General features: G+C 68.2%; 16 protein-coding genes and 3 pseudogenes. 8 read left to right on the plus strand and 11 right to left on the minus strand.

Annotation, left to right across the window (positions count from 1 at the left end):
• Positions 1-27: 27 nt before the first annotated feature.
• From pcaC to ACH45E_RS23415, 5 genes are all read right to left on the minus strand, one after another.
• On the minus strand, positions 28-1,326 hold the full coding sequence (gene pcaC, locus ACH45E_RS23395) for a 4-carboxymuconolactone decarboxylase (protein ID WP_361439397.1): 1,299 nt from the start codon (positions 1,324-1,326) through the stop codon (positions 28-30).
• A 20-nt stretch (positions 1,327-1,346) separates the two neighbouring features.
• Positions 1,347-1,736 carry a transposase gene (locus ACH45E_RS23400; protein ID WP_399041360.1) on the minus strand — a complete coding sequence of 130 codons (390 nt, stop codon included), beginning with the start codon at positions 1,734-1,736 and terminating at the stop codon, positions 1,347-1,349.
• Between the two features lie 527 nt (positions 1,737-2,263).
• Complete coding sequence (locus ACH45E_RS23405) at positions 2,264-2,632, minus strand: hypothetical protein (RefSeq protein ID WP_361439398.1); 369 nt, start codon at positions 2,630-2,632, stop codon at positions 2,264-2,266.
• On the minus strand, positions 2,629-3,300 hold the full coding sequence (locus tag ACH45E_RS23410) for a hypothetical protein (RefSeq protein ID WP_361439400.1): 672 nt from the start codon (positions 3,298-3,300) through the stop codon (positions 2,629-2,631). The genes ACH45E_RS23405 and ACH45E_RS23410 overlap by 4 nt, the downstream gene beginning before the upstream one ends.
• Positions 3,291-3,866 carry a sigma-70 family RNA polymerase sigma factor gene (locus tag ACH45E_RS23415; protein ID WP_361439402.1) on the minus strand — a complete coding sequence of 192 codons (576 nt, stop codon included), beginning with the start codon at positions 3,864-3,866 and terminating at the stop codon, positions 3,291-3,293. The genes ACH45E_RS23410 and ACH45E_RS23415 overlap by 10 nt, the downstream gene beginning before the upstream one ends.
• A gap of 154 nt (positions 3,867-4,020) precedes the next feature.
• Here ACH45E_RS23415 and ACH45E_RS23420 point away from each other — a divergent pair, with 154 nt between their 5' ends.
• The 7 genes and pseudogenes from ACH45E_RS23420 to ACH45E_RS23450 form a co-directional block, all read left to right on the plus strand.
• A complete protein-coding gene (locus tag ACH45E_RS23420) occupies positions 4,021-4,506 on the plus strand; it encodes an Asp23/Gls24 family envelope stress response protein (protein WP_361439404.1) in 486 nt (161 codons plus the stop codon).
• 84 nt (positions 4,507-4,590) lie between these two features.
• The gene (locus ACH45E_RS23425) at positions 4,591-4,758 is read left to right on the plus strand and encodes a hypothetical protein (protein ID WP_030645371.1); all 168 of its coding nucleotides are present in this window, start codon (positions 4,591-4,593) and stop codon (positions 4,756-4,758) included.
• Complete coding sequence (locus tag ACH45E_RS23430) at positions 4,755-5,162, plus strand: Asp23/Gls24 family envelope stress response protein (protein ID WP_361439406.1); 408 nt, start codon at positions 4,755-4,757, stop codon at positions 5,160-5,162. The genes ACH45E_RS23425 and ACH45E_RS23430 overlap by 4 nt, the downstream gene beginning before the upstream one ends.
• A gap of 112 nt (positions 5,163-5,274) precedes the next feature.
• Entirely contained in the window at positions 5,275-5,901 is a 627-nt protein-coding gene (locus tag ACH45E_RS23435; RefSeq protein WP_361439407.1) for a DUF6286 domain-containing protein, read from the plus strand.
• A gap of 28 nt (positions 5,902-5,929) precedes the next feature.
• The gene (locus ACH45E_RS23440) at positions 5,930-6,538 is read left to right on the plus strand and encodes an alkaline shock response membrane anchor protein AmaP (protein ID WP_361439409.1); all 609 of its coding nucleotides are present in this window, start codon (positions 5,930-5,932) and stop codon (positions 6,536-6,538) included.
• Between the two features lie 84 nt (positions 6,539-6,622).
• A complete protein-coding gene (locus ACH45E_RS23445; protein ID WP_099054839.1) occupies positions 6,623-6,778 on the plus strand; it encodes a DUF6131 family protein in 156 nt (51 codons plus the stop codon).
• A gap of 593 nt (positions 6,779-7,371) precedes the next feature.
• Positions 7,372-7,758, plus strand: a pseudogene (locus ACH45E_RS23450) (serine/threonine-protein phosphatase); the annotation flags it as partial.
• Between the two features lie 76 nt (positions 7,759-7,834).
• Here ACH45E_RS23450 and ACH45E_RS23455 read toward each other — a convergent pair.
• A complete protein-coding gene (locus ACH45E_RS23455; RefSeq protein WP_361439411.1) occupies positions 7,835-8,143 on the minus strand; it encodes a DUF5994 family protein in 309 nt (102 codons plus the stop codon).
• A 309-nt stretch (positions 8,144-8,452) separates the two neighbouring features.
• On the opposite strand from ACH45E_RS23455, the pseudogene ACH45E_RS23460 reads away from it, so the two are divergent.
• A pseudogene (locus tag ACH45E_RS23460) lies at positions 8,453-8,875 on the plus strand (fatty acid desaturase family protein); the annotation flags it as partial.
• Here ACH45E_RS23460 and ACH45E_RS23465 read toward each other — a convergent pair.
• From ACH45E_RS23465 to ACH45E_RS23485, 5 genes and pseudogenes are all read right to left on the minus strand, one after another.
• Positions 8,875-8,973 (minus strand): annotated as a pseudogene (locus tag ACH45E_RS23465) (3-oxoadipate enol-lactone hydrolase); the annotation flags it as partial. The pseudogenes ACH45E_RS23460 and ACH45E_RS23465 sit on opposite strands and share 1 nt — an antisense overlap.
• Before the next feature lie 248 nt (positions 8,974-9,221).
• The gene (cysC, locus tag ACH45E_RS23470) at positions 9,222-9,782 is read right to left on the minus strand and encodes an adenylyl-sulfate kinase (protein WP_361439413.1); all 561 of its coding nucleotides are present in this window, start codon (positions 9,780-9,782) and stop codon (positions 9,222-9,224) included.
• A 69-nt stretch (positions 9,783-9,851) separates the two neighbouring features.
• Positions 9,852-11,852, minus strand: coding sequence for a S53 family peptidase (locus tag ACH45E_RS23475; RefSeq protein ID WP_361439414.1), 2,001 nt, complete (start codon positions 11,850-11,852; stop codon positions 9,852-9,854).
• On the minus strand, positions 11,845-13,653 hold the full coding sequence (locus ACH45E_RS23480) for an ABC transporter ATP-binding protein (RefSeq protein ID WP_399041366.1): 1,809 nt from the start codon (positions 13,651-13,653) through the stop codon (positions 11,845-11,847). Before ACH45E_RS23480 ends, ACH45E_RS23475 begins: the two co-directional genes overlap by 8 nt.
• Positions 13,650-14,966, minus strand: coding sequence for an NB-ARC domain-containing protein (locus ACH45E_RS23485; RefSeq protein ID WP_361439416.1), 1,317 nt, complete (start codon positions 14,964-14,966; stop codon positions 13,650-13,652). Before ACH45E_RS23485 ends, ACH45E_RS23480 begins: the two co-directional genes overlap by 4 nt.
• Positions 14,967-15,053 lie beyond the last annotated feature (87 nt).

The raw sequence follows: 15,053 nt of genomic DNA on the forward strand, positions 1-15,053 counted from the left end.
TGCCTGCCGGCGTGGAGCGCGGCCGGGTCACCCCTCGGGCGTGGTCTCCTCGCGGATGACCTGCTGGGCCACCCGGAAGGCGCTGTTCGCCGCCGGCAGGCCGCAGTAGACGGCCGCCTGGAGCAGCACTTCCTTGATCTCGCCGGGGGTCAGTCCGTTGCGCAGGGCCGCCCGGGTGTGGACGGCGAGGTCCTCCAGATGGCCGCCGGCGACCAGTGCGGTGAGCGTGACGCAGCTGCGGGTGCGGCGGTCGAGGCCGGGGCGGTCCCAGATCTCGCCCCAGGCGTAGCGGGTGACGAACTCCTGGAAGTCCCCGGAGAAGTCGTCGGCCTGGGCGAGCGCGCGGTCCACGTGCGCGTCGCCGAGGACCTCCCGGCGGGCCTTGAGACCCGCGTCGTAGGGGTCGGGCCGCCCGGGCAGCTGCTGCGCTACGACGACGGCCGGGGCGATCTCGGCGATGGGCCGGGCCTGCGGCGGCACGACCAGGACCGGCTGGGGAGCGACCGCCGGGAGGGCCGTATGGCCGGTGGCGGGCTCGTTGGCGGGCTGCCAGGCGGTGGAGAAGTGTCTGACCAGCAGGTCGGTGACGGCCGCGGGCTGCTCGACGGGGACCAGGTGGGAGGCGCCGGGGACGACCGCGAGGCGGGCGTCGGGGATGCCGGCGACGAGGGTACGGGCCTCGGCCGGGCCGGTGACCTGGTCGTCGGAGCCGACCAGGACGAGGGTCGGCACACCGACGCGGCCCAGTTCGGGCCGCACGTCGAACCCGGCGAGGGCCTCGCAGGCGGCGATGTAGCAGCCGGGGTCGGTGGTGCGGACCATCTGCACGGCCCACTCGGTGATCGCGGGCTGGGCGGCGGCGAATCCGCCGGTGAACCAGCGGTCGGGCGAGGTACGGGCGATCGGGTCGAGCCCGTTGGTCCGTACGATCACCCCGCGCTGCCGGAACTCGTCGGCCGTGCCGAACCGCGGCGAGGCGGCGACCAGCGCGAGCGAGGCCAGCCGCTCCGGGTGGCGCAGCGCCAGCTCGATGCCGACGGCACCGCTGAGCGCACAGCCCGCGTAGCCGAAGCGGTGCACCCCGAGCCCGTCCAGCGTGGCCAGCAGCCGCGCGGTCAGCTCGGAGACGGACCCCGCCGGGTGCGCGGGGGCGCCGCCGTGCCCGGGCAGGTCGAACCGGAAGATCCGCCATTGCCGGGCCAGCTCGGGGACCTGCCGGTCCCACATGTGCCATGTGGTACCCAGTGAGGGACCCAAGATCAGGACCGGAGCGTCTTCTGGCCCGTCAAAGCGGTATTGCAGGGTGTTCGGGGGTGTCTCACTCACGCGTCAGACCCTCTCACGTCTCACGGACGCCCATATAACGGGGGAACGCCGGGTACCGTTCTGACCAGGTTGAAGACCTCGCGGGCTGCATATCGCTTGAGGCATCGGATGATCTCGCGTCGGGTCTTGCCCTCCTGCGTGCGGCGTTCGTAGTACGCCTGGGTGCGCGGATCGTGACGCAGCCGGGTGAACACGATGCGGTGCAGGGCGGCGTTGGCCTGCCGGTCGCCGCCGTAGTTGAGCCGTCGCGTGCTCCGACGGCCGGAGGAGTACTCGATGGGACTGACTCCGCCAGGCTCGACCGGGCTGACCCTGCACAGCGCCGCGAAGGACGCCTCACTGCCCAGCGGTTCCGGGGTGCCCCCCACCGTGATCAGCAAAGTGACGGCGGTGTCCGGACCGATGCCCACCGTCCGAGCGACTGTGGAGCGTGGCGCTCCACCAGGCGGGTCAGGCGGCCTTCCAAGTGCCCAACGGTGAGAGCCGCCGGAGTGCAGTCGATCTCCCCCCTCTCCGACCGGGGCAGCGGACACTAGGGGCCCTATTCCGAGCGTCGACCGCCCCGGACGGCCCCCTCGTGCCTCGTCAGCGGGCCGACAATGCCGTCCGCAGCAGACCAACGAAAACAGCCCGCATGACATGCCGCGATCCGGGGTTCCTCACCGCCGAAGCCGACCGGCACGGTGGTCGGGCCTGTCAGTTGCCGCACGAGCTGGTGGTTGCGGATCAGCAACGGTGGTGCGCGCCCTCTCTCACGCTCTGAAGCAGCAACGGGGCGGCCGCACCAGCGACGACGCGACGCTCATCGCTGGTGTACGGAATGCTCATGGCAATCACCAGGTACTCCTCGTCGGGGCCTGGCGGACCGATGCGGAGCGATGGGTTGAACGGGAGCACGAAGAAGCGACGGTTCGCGGGCCTGTGCCCGCGCGGCCGCTCACGCCGCGTCGCGCCAGGCGGCGATACCGGTCACCGTGACCGCGACGGTGACCGGCTCCGCGGCAGCGTGGGTGGCGAGGTGGGTGACGAGGGCGTCTGTCACCCGGTCGTGGACGATTCGGGCGATGTCCAGCGCCCGCCGACCCTCCGTCAGGACGCAGCGCACCTCGATGTGCCATCCGGAACCGTCCGGCGCCCGGTCGGCGCGTACGCCGGCCTCGGGCGGCGTGGTGTCCGCCCGGGTGGGCGCGGCGGCTGCCGCGAGGCGCCGGGCGAGGCGGGGTTGCAGGGCGGCCACGCCAGGAACCGCGAGGGCTGCCTCGGCCGCGACGCCGGGGAGCGCGGTGGTGCCGGCGGCGGTCATCATGCGCCACCGCCCGTCGGGAGGCGGGGACCGAGGGTCGGTCCCGGTTCCAGTACGTCGGCCACGGTGATGTCGACGGCTGTCACCGTGAGCCCCAGGTCCTGTCCGGCCGAGTGGAGGACCGATCGGCGTACCTGGTGGACCCGGTCGGGCAGCGGGCGGTCGAGGGCGGCGGCCAGGGTCATGGTCACCCGCACGTCGGTGCCGTTGCCCTCGGGTACGAGCCGGCAGGTCGCGGCCCTGGCACCGGGGACCGTGTCCGCGGCCCGCCTCAGCACCTTCGCCGCGGCGCTCTCGGCGATCCGCAGGTCCCGGTCGGGGTCGGCCAGGGGCAGCAGCCGCCCGAACCGGACCTCTGCCCTGACGACGTCCATGACCCGGTCCGCGAGTGCGTGCAGGCCCGGAGGGTCCTCGTCGCGCAGCGTCCGGGCGGCCGCGTTCACCGTGGCCAGTCCCTCAACCGCCTCTAGGCAGTATGGACAGGACACCGGGTGCGGGTCCGCGGCCGGTGGTGCGTCCCGCGCCTGTTCCCAGACCCGGCTGAGCAGGCGGCCGCAGGGCAGTACCTCATCGCCTGCGATCGGGGGCACGTCGGCGGCGGCCCAGCCGTTGCGGGGCCCATCGGCTCCGGGCGGTTCGGGAGGCCGCGTGTGCGGGTCGTCTAGCGCCATGGGCCCATCGCCTCCTGCAGGGATCGGCGTGCCCTGAACAGTCTGCCGCGTACCGTCTGCTCGCCGGTACGCGTCACGTGCGCTATCTCCTTGTAGGGCAGGCCCTGCACCTCCCTCAGGATCCAGCAGACCCGCTGTCCGGCGTCCAGCTCGGCGAGTGCGCGGGACAGGGCGGCCGTGGCCGCGTCCTGCTCGGCGGTCCGGGCGGGCTGGCTCCACGCGTCGCTCTCCGCGGGTTCGGCGACGGTGTCCAGGGGGAGGGGCGGCGGCCGGCGGTGGCACATGGTCTGGCAGCGGTTGACGGTGATCCGGTACATCCAGGTGCGGAACTCCGCCCTGTGGCGGTATTCCGGCAGGTGGCGCCAGGCGCTGACGAAGGCGTCCTGGACGGCCTCTTCTGCGTCCTGGAGGTTGCCCAGCATGCAACGGGCCAGGGTCAGGAGGGACCGGCTGTGCCGCTGGACGAGAACGGCGAAGGAGTCCTCGTCTCCCTCGGCCGCCCGCACCGCCAGCAGACGGTCGGGCAGGTCGCACCCCAGTCGTGGGGAAGCAGTGCGTTCGATCATGGCGCTCCCACGCAAGCTCGGAACGACCGTGTACCCCCGAAAAGAAATGTGACGCACGTCACACACCAGGGCACGTGAGGACTCCACCGCTCGATATGTCCAACTTTCGACGGGCATCATTCCGGTGTCCGGCCGACCGATCGAGGCGACCGCCATGACGGACAACATCACCAACGTCGGCGGGGGCAGCCGGCCCGAAACAGGCGTGAGCGCGCTCAAGGGCCGCACCGGGGCCGGGGCTCCGGCCGAGACACGGGGCAGGACCACCATCGCGGACGGCGTGGTGGCCAAGATCGCGGGCATGGCCGCCCGCGAGGTACCAGGCATCCACAGCCTGGGCGCGGGCATGGCCCGCGCCTTCGGAGCCATGCGGGAACGCGTCCCCGGCGGAGGCGGAGCGGTCACCCGCGGCGTCAAGGTCGAGGTCGGGGAACGGCAGGCCGCGGTGGACCTGGACGTCGTCGTCGAGTACGGCGTCTCCATCGTCGACGTCGCGGGCGGCGTACGCACCAACGTCATCAGCGCCGTGGAGCGGATGACGGGCCTGGAGGTCGTCGAGGTGAACATCGCCGTCGACGACGTCCACCTGCCCGACGACGAGGAGGAACAGACCGGACCGGACGAGGGCCGCGTGAGGTGACCGCTGCCGGGAGCACCGCCGTGTCCTCGGGCACGAGCGGATGATCACGTCGGGAGGGACACTCGCGAGACGGGTGAGTGCAAGATGAACACAGCAACAACGGGACTCGCGGCCGGTATGGCCCTCGGCTTCGCCGGCTACTTCGGCGGCTTCTGGGCGTTTCTGCTGGTGCTGGTCCTGGGCGCGGCGGGGCTGATCGTCGGCCTCGTCGTACAGGGCGACCTGGACCTCCGGACACGGAGGCAGCGGTGAAGACCCAGCCCGGTTCCCCCGGTGAGGGGTCGGGCCCGCCGGCGCCGGCCGCCGGGCTGCCGCCCCCGGCCGAGCGGGGCGCCACCGTCATCCCGGACAGGGTGGTCGCCCGTATCGCCGCGCAGGCCGCGCGCGCGGCGCAGGCGCGGCGCGCCGCCGTACCGCCCGATCGGGGCGGACCTGCGGCACCCCAGGCCTCCGCCGCCGTCCGTACCGGATCGGTGCGCCTGCATCTGACCATGGACCTGCCCTACCCCACCGACATCCCCCGTGTCTGCGAGCGGATCCAGCGGGACGTCGCCGAACGGGTCGCCCAGCTGACCGGGCTGCGCGTGGGAGAGGTCCTCCTCACCGTCCGGCGGCTGGTGACCGCCACCGACTCGAGCCGGGGGCGGGTCCGGTGAGCGGCCGGGCGGCCCGGGTCACCGGGCACGCCGTGCAGGAAGGGCGATCGTGATGACATCTGGTCCACGTCCCCCGGGCCGCGGCTCCGCGTCGTCCGCGCACCGTGCCGCAGTGCCGCTGACGAAGGAGCCCGATCCTCCCGAACGCGACGTGTCCACCTCGGACCTCACAGCCGGTGAGCGCGAAGGAGGGCACCGAAGCCGTCGCAAGTGGTCGGCGCGCAGCGTCACGGCGGCGCTGGTCGCCGCGGTGATCCTCGTGGCCGCGGTCGCGACGCTCGCCGACGTCGTCGCCGTACGGGCGGGACGTCCGGCCGCGGCCTGGCGACGGCACCTGGCCGACGAACTGGCGACCCGCCCGGTGGACGACGTGTGGATGCTGACGGGGGCCGCCGTGGCCGCCGCCGTCGGCGTCTGGCTGATCGTCCTGGCCCTCACCCCCGGTCAGCGACGCTGGCTGCCCCTGCGCTCACCCGCCGGCTGCCCGCGATTGCGGGCCTTCGTAGACCGCGACGGCGCCGCCGTCCTGCTGCGCGACGCCGCCATGCGGGTCCCCGGAGTCGGCGCGGCGCACGTCCTGGTGCGCCGCCACCGCATCAAAGCCCGCGCGGACGTCCGCTTCCGCGAGCCCCGACAGGTGAAGGACGACCTCACCGCCGTCCTCGACGAGGAGCGCGACCGGCTGGCCCTCGCCCGTCCTCCCCGCATCGCCGTACGGACGCGGCGACGCACCCGCTGACGCAAGACCCGCAGCACCGGAGCCCGCCATGACGCCGCGATCCGCACTCAACCGCACTCTGCTGGCCCTCGTCGGACTGGTCCTCCTCGGCGGCGGACTGCTCATCCTCTTCGCCGGACTCGACCTCTACCGGCGGCACGATGTGGCCCCGCCCGCCGGCTGGCCCCTGCCCACCCCGGCCGACGTCCTGCTCGGCTCCGCCGACCGGGCACGCTGGAGCAGCCAGGGCTGGTGGTGGTGGCCCGCGGTCATCGCCGCCCTCGTCCTCACCGCCCTGCTCGCCCTGTGGTGGCTGCTCGCCCAGCTGAGCCGACACCGCTCCGGCTCACTACCCGTCGGCGGCACACCCCCGCAGGAGGGCGTCGAACTGCGCGACCGCGCACTCAGCGAAGCGATCGCGAACGAAGCCGGTGCCCTGCCAGGGGTAGGCCATGCGGCCGTACTCATCACCGGCCGACCGGGCCGCCACCGCACCCGCATCGACCTCACCCTCACCCCCGAGGGCACGCCCGGCGCCACTCTCGGTGCCCTGTGCGAAGGCCCGATCGGCACCGCGCGTCGGTCCACCGGCCTCACCGACATGCCCGCCGAGGTCCGCCTAGAGGTCAGCCGCCACGGACCACACCGCGTGGAGTGAGGAGGAGATCGGCCGTTCCCGCCGACGCCCTTGCGGCCCACCGCGTTCGCGGGCGCGCCGGCACCACTCCCCGAAGGAGAGATCATGATCATCCTGGGCGTCATACTGCTCGTCGTCGGCTTCCTCACCGGCCTGTCCATCCTGTGGACCATCGGGATCATCCTGCTGGTCGTCGGAGCCATCCTGTGGATCCTCGGCGCGATGGGACACGCCGTCGCCGGCCGACGCCACTACTGGTAGGCGGGATCGTCGCCCTGCAGGGCAGTGATCCAGGCTGCGGGCAGGCCGGCAGACGTCGCGGACCCCACCAAGACGTTCGCGGCGGCGGACGACAGCGGCGGAGAGGTCGAGCCGGCGGAGGCCGCCGCCGGTGCCGGTCAGCCGCCGCGGCTCGGACGCGGGGCGCCCGGTGGCCGTTGTGCCGGTCCTCGCCGCACGAGCGCACGGCCGACTCGTTGGGGAGTCGGTGGATCGGCCCCCACGATCCGGGCGGAAGTTCCCCACCGCGTCGGCCCGTGAATCTCCGTCGGGAGTTCGTATGCACAGCACCTTCGTGAGGATCCGCCCGAACGTCCTCCGGGGCCACGGCGATGGCGGGCGGTGAGCGGCAAGGACCCGCGGAAGGCTCCACCGGTCGGAGTGCTTCGGGGAGGAGTTTCTGGGGATGGCGTCCTGCCGAGTGGTGTAGCCGATCAAGCTGGCGGAATCCCTGGTCGCGACCCGAATCGCCTTCGTCGGAGGCCGTGTTGAGGCTCCCCGAGCCGGGACCAGCGGTGATCGCACGACGGAATCGCGGCACGAGCCGGACGGCTCCGAAGCGGAGGCGACGGACCGTGATCGGCTACACCACGACGGGGGACACGACCTTTCTGGGAGTCCTGCTGGACCAGGGGCACGAGTTGCCGCCGCACCAACTCGGTCCGCTCGTCGCACGGCAGATCGGCAGGCTCGACGGCCGCGAGACCTCTATCTTCCTGCAGGACTACGGCCAGGTGTGGCTCGTCCCCCTGCCGGGCGACGGGCTGGCGGCTGGGGAACCGCAGCCGATCGACGGCTCCGACGCCGGACGCGCCTTCCGGGAGGCGCGTCCCGTCGAGGTTTCGCAGGCCGGCGGTGTGCGGGTCTACCTTCCCCTGCTGGACGGTGGAGACCAGGTGGGCGTGATGGCCGTCACCCTGGACCACCTTTACGACGACGAGCGACGGCTGCTGCGCAGGCTTCTTCCCTGTTTCGTGCATCGATCCTGTCTGCTGCTTGCTCCCGGGCCGAGGCATCGACGCCGTCGCCGACCATCAACTACGCGGCGGCATCCGCACCGGTTTCCGGCGGAATCACCAGCACGTCCCGGCGGCCGTCAGCGGAGAAAAGAGTGAGTCTGTGGGGATCCTGCTCCTCGGTGGACCAGCCCACCTGCACGGTGCGCCCGGCGTAGGACACCCAATGCGGCAGGACGGGCCAGTAGGCCGGGTGCACGGTGACACCCGTGAAGAGCCAGTTCGTGGATGCCGAACTCCTGACCGAGCATGGTGAGTTCAGCGGCTCCGGGCCGGTGCAGATCCAGCCACAGGACCGACGCCGGATCAGCGAGATGCGCAGAGACGTCACTGGCGGGAAAGCCCTCCAGGACCAGAGTGCCGTCGTGATACAGCCGGGTACGCGTCACCATGGCCCGAGGCTAGTGTCTTATACCCCTGTCATGCCGCTTCGCCCCGATTGCCAGCGCGGCAGGTTCATCGACAGCAGCCACCCTCCGCGGGGGCCTTACGTCAAAGCCCGCGACATCCGGAGCTCCGACCGACGAGCATCGGGTGCCGGTCCGAAGGCAGGGATGTGGGTACCCGGCTGCCGCATCGCATCCGGCGTACACCGCGCGACCGGATGCGGCTCGTCAGCCGGGAAGGACACTCCGAGACCATGACCACGCATACCCCGCGCCGTCGCCCGCCTCCCCCCGCAGGTGGCAGTGATTTCGCCCGCCTGTCGAAGAAGATCGCCGAGGCCGGCCTGATGAACCGGCGCCCCGGCTACTACACCGTCCGGTCCATCGTCGTGGCCGTCGCCTACGCCGGGGGCTGGAGCGCGTTCGTCGTCATCGGCGCCGGGTGGTGGACCCTGGCGCTCGCCGCGTTCCTCGCCGTGATGTTCGGGCAGGTGGCTCTGCTCGCCCACGACGTCGCGCACCGCCAGGTCTTCCGCCGGCGCCGGCCCGGCGAGACGGCCGGCCGCATCGCCGGGGCCGCGATCGGGATGGGCTACGGATGGTGGCAGGACAAACACACCCGCCACCACACCAACCCCAACCACGAGGATCTCGACCCCGACATCGCCCCGGACCTGTGCCATGTCGTGCCCAGTGAGGGACCCAGGATCAGGACTGGGGCGTCTTCTGGCCCGTCAAAGCGGTATTGCAGGGTGTTCGTCGGTGTCGCACTCACGCCCTGCACGCTTTCATATCTCACGAATTCTCACGCGCATGGGTCGGAACCCCGTACAAGCCGTCCCACTTTGTGGTGACTCCGCAAAGATCCTTCCCACACACGATCAATATGATCCGGTGTCGTAGAGGGCCGGTCGATCGGCACTCCGTTGTCGGTCAGGGATGTGGAGCACGATCGTCATCGACGCCGACGCCCGGCTGATCGTCGCCGTCCGCCGTCCTCGGCATGACACAAGGTGGGTGCGCTCACACGAGTTCCCGGGTGGCGAGCAAGTGCCACACATCGTTCACCGACTCCGGGATGCTCTGTGTGTGCGACGGAATGCGAAGGTCGGGGAAGCCCGGCACCTCGTACGGGGCGTCGACCCCGGAGAGCCCGGACATCTCTCCCCTCGTCTGCTGCATGTACAGGCCCTTCACGTCTCGCTTGCGGCACACCTCGACCGGAGCTGCCACATGCACCTCTACGTATGCCACCCCGGCCTCCTGGTGTCGCTTGCGCACCGCCTCGCGGCTGACCGCGTACGGAGCGATGACCGGGACGAGAACAACGATGCCGTTCCGGGCCAGTACTTCCGAGAGCATCCCTATGCGCTGTACGTTCGTGTGCCGGTCCTCGCGGCCGAAGCCGAGGCCCGCCGCCAGGGACTTCCCCAACTCGTCCCCGTCGAGCACCGCGACTCGACGCCCGTCAGTCAGCATGCGAGCCGCGAGCTCGTGCGCGATCGTGGACTTGCCGGCGCTCGGCAGCCCGGTGAACCAGACGGTCATCCCTGGCCGACACCTGCAGAACTCTTCCTGCTTCAATCTTCTCCGCCTTTCAACCGGTTGGCCGCAGACGGAACCAGGGGATTTCCGGTCCCGACTCTGTTCGGGCTACTGGTAGGAATCCAGATAGTGACGGTTCGGCGAGCCTACGCCCGTGGTGTTGTCGTAGCCGGGGTCGGCCCGGAGGGTGGCAGCACCTTCACCATCATGTCCGGTGGTCGCGAGGTAAGTGAGCAGCGGACCCTTGGCATTCCGTTGGTCGGCGTACTTCCTCAACACCCAGGACAAGGTGTGGTTCGGGCCGAGCGGAGTGTCAGTCACGTCGTTGTACGCGGACGTTCCGTAGCGGAGGTAGATCGCGGGATTGGCGAAACCCAGCGGTTTGCCGTGCTGCGCCTGTTGAACCAGTGCCTGGATGCCGGCGAAGAGCGGGCAGGACAGACTTGTCCCGCCGGACCGGCCCTCTGTGTATCGCAGTGTCTTTCCGTCCGGCATCCGCAGGGTTTCTCCGACCGTCATGCCAGTGAGTGGATCCGCGTCGAGCGCTACGTCCGGAACGACTCGCATGGGCTTCGTACTTCTACGCCCGCCAGGAAGACCGCGGCTGAGCTCGGTGGGTACGACAGCCGCTTGGTACCAGGGCTGCTCGTACATGGTGCTGGTGCCGCCCCCCGACCCTCCGGACCAGTCCTGCGGATACCTGCCGGGCGGGGGAGCTGTCCAGTTGGTCCCGCCTTCTCCGAGCTTGATCCTGTACTGCCCCCAACTTGTCTCGTAGGCGTAGCTGTTGTTCGCATTGATCACGAGGGATGTCCCTCCGACCGCGGTCACCATGGGGTCCGAAGCCGGATAGTCCACCTGGAGACGCCGGGATCCACTTCCGTGACCGGCGCTGGTTGCGGGGTCTTCGTAGCCCGCGTCTCCCGACGAGACGTAGAAGCCGATGCCTTCGGCCGCGCCCTGTTCGAAGATGCTGTGCGCCACCAGGCGGTCCTGCACGGGATAGCCGTCCGTCGGCGATCCCCAGGAGCAGCTGACGATGTCGGCCAGACGCTGATCGACAACCTTGACCAGGGCATCATTGAGGGCACTCGCTGTGCAGTTCTGGGCGCCCAGATAGACGATGTCGGCATCGGAGGCCATCGCATGGACAGCTTCCACGTCCTTGGCCTGCTCCGAGTACCAACCGGGGGCGCCGCAGGTATTCATCTGGTCCCACGTCGGACTGAGCACTTCGCGGTACTGACCGGGATTCAGGGGAATATGGTAGTCGCGTGAGTACCGGGCAAGGTCGTTGGCCATGGTGGGGGAGGAATAGGCATTCACCACGGCGACCGTGACGCCGTGACCATTCAACCTCCCGTGATCCGCTCCGTACGCGGCGCGCAGTTGCTCCGGCGTATACGAACAGGGAACCCATGTCGGCTTGTTCCCGTCCCGGCTCGGGAAGTCAGCCTCCTGAGGTTTTCCTCCAGAACTGCAGCGCTCGGGCCACCAACGATTCTTTGGCGGCGGTGGAAGGCCCTTGGAGGTCTTCGCTATTTCCGTCTCGTGGTCCAGCCCGGTCACTGTCAGAACTGCGTGCGCAAGCCTCCTGGGGATCCTGGGCAGGGTTACGGGCGCGATGCCGGCCATGCCGTTCCCGGAGAAGGAGTGCAAGGAGACTGACAGTGCCTTCTGAGTTTTCGATACGGAGCCGCTGACATTCACATAATGGTTCGTCTCGCCCGTCACGCGCAGCCCTTGCGAACTGGCCCATGATGTGATCGAGGATACCTGAGCGGCGGTTGGACCGAACCGGCTACTGAATTCCCTCGGAGAGAGGAAGTGCCGGTACAGAGGGTCCCGAGGACTTGACACTGCCTGCACATACCGCGACAGGCCGGCTCGATCGCGTGCGGCAAACCATATGCGTGCCTCGACAGGAGCGTCGCCCTTCGCCGGCCCATGGTCGGCGGCGGGAGTGGCCCAAGCCGGTCTGCTGACGGGTACCTCGTACGTCTCGGCGTGGCCCGCAAGCGCGCCCGGTCCGATGACGATCGACGCCGTGGCGACGGGAAGTGCTATGGCCCCTGCCAGTCGGGCGGACTTCCACCACTTGTCACGCACTGCGCGTTACCTCCCGCACTCGGCTTTGGCTGTTCCTGGAGGTGGCACCGCTTGTGAACATGGCGGCATAGGCGCCACCGCGGGAGACAAGGTCCTCGTGTGTACCACGCTCCTTGATCCTGCCTCGGTCCAGGACGACGATTTCGTCTGCATCGCGCGTTGTGGAAAGCCGGTGCGCGATGGTGATCACGGTTCGGCCGGCCGACAGCATCTCGAGGGCCTGCTGCACAGAACGTTCGGTCTGGGTATCCAGGGCACTGGTCGCCTCGTCCAATACCAGAACCGGAGGATTGCGCAACAAGGTACGGGCGATGGCGATGCGTTGCCGTTCTCCCCCTGACATCCTGAGCCCACGCTCACCGACGACCGTGTCGTACCCCTCTGGCAGTGCCGCGATGTGCTCGTGGATCTGAGCGGCTTTGGCCGCTTCGATCAATTCTTCGTCGCTGGCGTCCGGCTTGGCGAACCGGAGATTCTGCGCAATGGTGGCGTGAAACAGGTACGTCTCCTGGGCTACGACCCCCACACTGGATGTCAGGGTGGCGAAGCTCAAGTCACGGATGTCCGCGCCGTCCAGCGTGATGCGTCCACCAGTCACGTCGTACAGCCTGGCCATGAGATAACCGATCGTGGTCTTTCCGGCACCTGTTTCACCAACTATGGCGAGGCTGTTGCCGGGCAGCACGTCAAAACTTAGCTGACTGAGTGTCGGGGCGTCGTCGGAGTACGCGAAATCGACGTTCTCGAACCGCACGTGACCCTTGATGTTCACGAGCGTGGTGGGTTGGTCTGATTCAACGATCGTGGTCGGCAGATCGAGGTACTCAAAAATCCGCTCGAAGAGCGCCATCGACCCCTGAATCGTGACTCCGATTCCGAGAAGCGTCAGCGTGGGATTAAAAAGCCCCTGCTGCAGAGAAACAAACGCAATAAGAGTGCCGAGCGAGATGGCTGCGTGTCCGTTGGCCGCGGTGATGCCACTGGACCAATAGATGGCTACCGGCATGAGCGACATGACCGTCTGGATCACCGACTGCCGCCAGCGGCCCGCCATGTTCGAGTGCACCTGAAGGTCGCTGAGGGCCTTTGACTCGACAGCGAACATCTCGGCCAGCTCTTTGGAGCGCCCCATGGTGCGAGCCAGCAGAACGCCACTGACGGAAAGCTGCTCCTCCACCATGGCGGACATCGAGGACATCTGCTGCTGACGCTGGCGAGTGAATGCTCTTCGTAACTCTCCGACCCGGCGGCTGATCAAAATGAAAAGAGGCAGGACCGACAAGGAGACCAATGCCAGGCGCCAGTCCATGATCAGCAGCGCAATGACGCTGGCGGTCACGGTGGTGAGGCTGGAGACCAGGGAACTGGCCGTGGAGGTCACCGTCGCCTGCATGGCGCCGATGTCATTCGCGATACGTGACTGCACTTCGCCGGTGCGAGTTCGCGTGAAAAACGCGAGTGGCAGTTCCTGGAGATGGGTGTAGATCTCGGTTCGGAGATCGTGCATCACCCGTTGTCCCACGAAGGTGGAGATGAACGACTCCAGTACCGAGATGGCGCTGCCCGTGACGGATGCGAGTGCCATACCCAGAGCCAGTGCGGACAGCAGGCCAGTACGCCCCTGAGGCAGGGCGACATCGAAGAGCTCACGCACCATGAGCGGGACCGTCAGTGCGATGAGTGATGAACTTCCTATCAGCGCTGCAATGAGGACGAGGCGCCCTCGATATGGGCGAAATAATCTGATTATACGCAGCAGTGGAACTCTTGAGGAACCCTCAGGTAGTGCATGATGTTTCAATGCCCCGTAACCTCGCCCAGTCGTTCTCTGGCGTAGTGCCAGATGAGTCTGTTGATTTTGTAGTGCCCGGGTTTTTCGCTCTCGATCAGGTTCTCCTCCACGAGCCAGTCGAGAGCATCCGTGAGGGTTTCCTCCCCCATGCCGGAATATGACTGAACGGGGAGTAGCTGCGTGACTGTAAAATTTCCCTGACGTACATTGCCCAGACCGTTGAATATCCGGGCAGCAGGCGCGGGGAGGTTGCGATAGGACCAGGACAGGAGTTCTCGGATGCTGGACTGCGGATCACCCGGAGTATCGAAGGGACTGAGTTGGCTCAGTCGACCGGCCAGGCGTGTGACGATCTCCCGCAAGGCAGCGTGCGGTTGGTCTCGTGTCCGCTCTGCCAGGACGCGCAGGGCAAGTGGTGAACCGTCACACATGGCCAGCAGTGCGGCAATGGCCTCCGGCTCGCGCTTGCTGCGCGCCACTCCCACGGAGCTCCCGAACAGCTCCCGAGATTCAGCGTCGGTGAGGGAATCGACGCGGATGCGTTGCGCGCCGTCGCGCACCACCAGCCCAGTCATCGAATTTCTGCTGGTAACGACAACCAAACAGTGGGGAGCCCCAGTGAGCAGGGGGCGGACCTGCTCAGCCGAGGCCGCGTTGTCGAGCACGATGAGCATGCGGAGATCGGCCATTTTTGACCGATACAAGGCAGAGCACTCCTCCTTCGATAACGGCACACGGTGATCAGGGACGCCCAAAGCCCGCAAGAAGCGCCGGAGAACTGATTCCGGGACGAGCGGGGACTGCGCGTGGTAACCTCGGAGGTCCGCATAGAGCACACCGTCAGCGAATTGCCCCGCTACTCGGTGCGCCCATCGCAGAGCGAGTGTCGTCTTACCGACTCCAGGTGCTCCGTCCAGGAGTGCGACTGCGGAGGCATTGGCTGAGCCGGCTCCGAGTAGAGCGTCCAGCTTCTGCAGCGCGTCACGGCGTCCAACGAAATTCAGGGGTGCAGGCGGCAGATGTACCAGCGCCACCCTTGGTACAGCCCGGCCCTTGGCGTGCTCCCGTGGTCCGACTCCGGATCCTCGACGCCTAAGGTTTGGTGGCACGTAGACGGTCCCGATCAGCTCGTTGGTATCTTGCTCGCTCAGCCCCATGGCCGCTGCGACAAGTTCAAGTGAATGGCGATAGGGACGCTGGGTCGAACCCCGCTCTATGTCTCTGATTGCACGAATACTAAGCCCGGAAGACTCCGCTAACTGTTCTTGGGTCATTCCGGTTGTTATTCGCAGTTGCTTAATACTGGTTCCAATATCCCCCATGCAGAGAAAGTTACATGAGGCGATACTCGTGTTGGTAAATCTCGAGTAAAAATACAGACGAGATACGGTTAGCCGCGATGCAGACAG

Origin of the sequence: Streptomyces sp. NPDC020299 (genome assembly GCF_044387825.1) — a bacterium.
Taxonomy (GTDB): domain Bacteria; phylum Actinomycetota; class Actinomycetes; order Streptomycetales; family Streptomycetaceae; genus Streptomyces.

Excerpts from the sequence above, each read along its gene's own strand:
- ACH45E_RS23405 (WP_361439398.1), bottom strand. The coding sequence starts at position 2,632 with ATGATGACCGCCGCCGGCACCACCGCGCTCCCCGGCGTCGCGGCCGAG.
- ACH45E_RS23410 (WP_361439400.1), bottom strand. The coding sequence starts at position 3,300 with ATGGCGCTAGACGACCCGCACACGCGGCCTCCCGAACCGCCCGGAGCC.
- ACH45E_RS23415 (WP_361439402.1), bottom strand. The coding sequence starts at position 3,866 with ATGATCGAACGCACTGCTTCCCCACGACTGGGGTGCGACCTGCCCGAC.
- ACH45E_RS23420 (WP_361439404.1), top strand. The coding sequence starts at position 4,021 with ATGACGGACAACATCACCAACGTCGGCGGGGGCAGCCGGCCCGAAACA.
- ACH45E_RS23425 (WP_030645371.1), top strand. The coding sequence starts at position 4,591 with ATGAACACAGCAACAACGGGACTCGCGGCCGGTATGGCCCTCGGCTTC.
- ACH45E_RS23440 (WP_361439409.1), top strand. The coding sequence starts at position 5,930 with ATGACGCCGCGATCCGCACTCAACCGCACTCTGCTGGCCCTCGTCGGA.
- ACH45E_RS23445 (WP_099054839.1), top strand. The coding sequence starts at position 6,623 with ATGATCATCCTGGGCGTCATACTGCTCGTCGTCGGCTTCCTCACCGGC.
- ACH45E_RS23485 (WP_361439416.1), bottom strand. The coding sequence starts at position 14,966 with ATGGGGGATATTGGAACCAGTATTAAGCAACTGCGAATAACAACCGGA.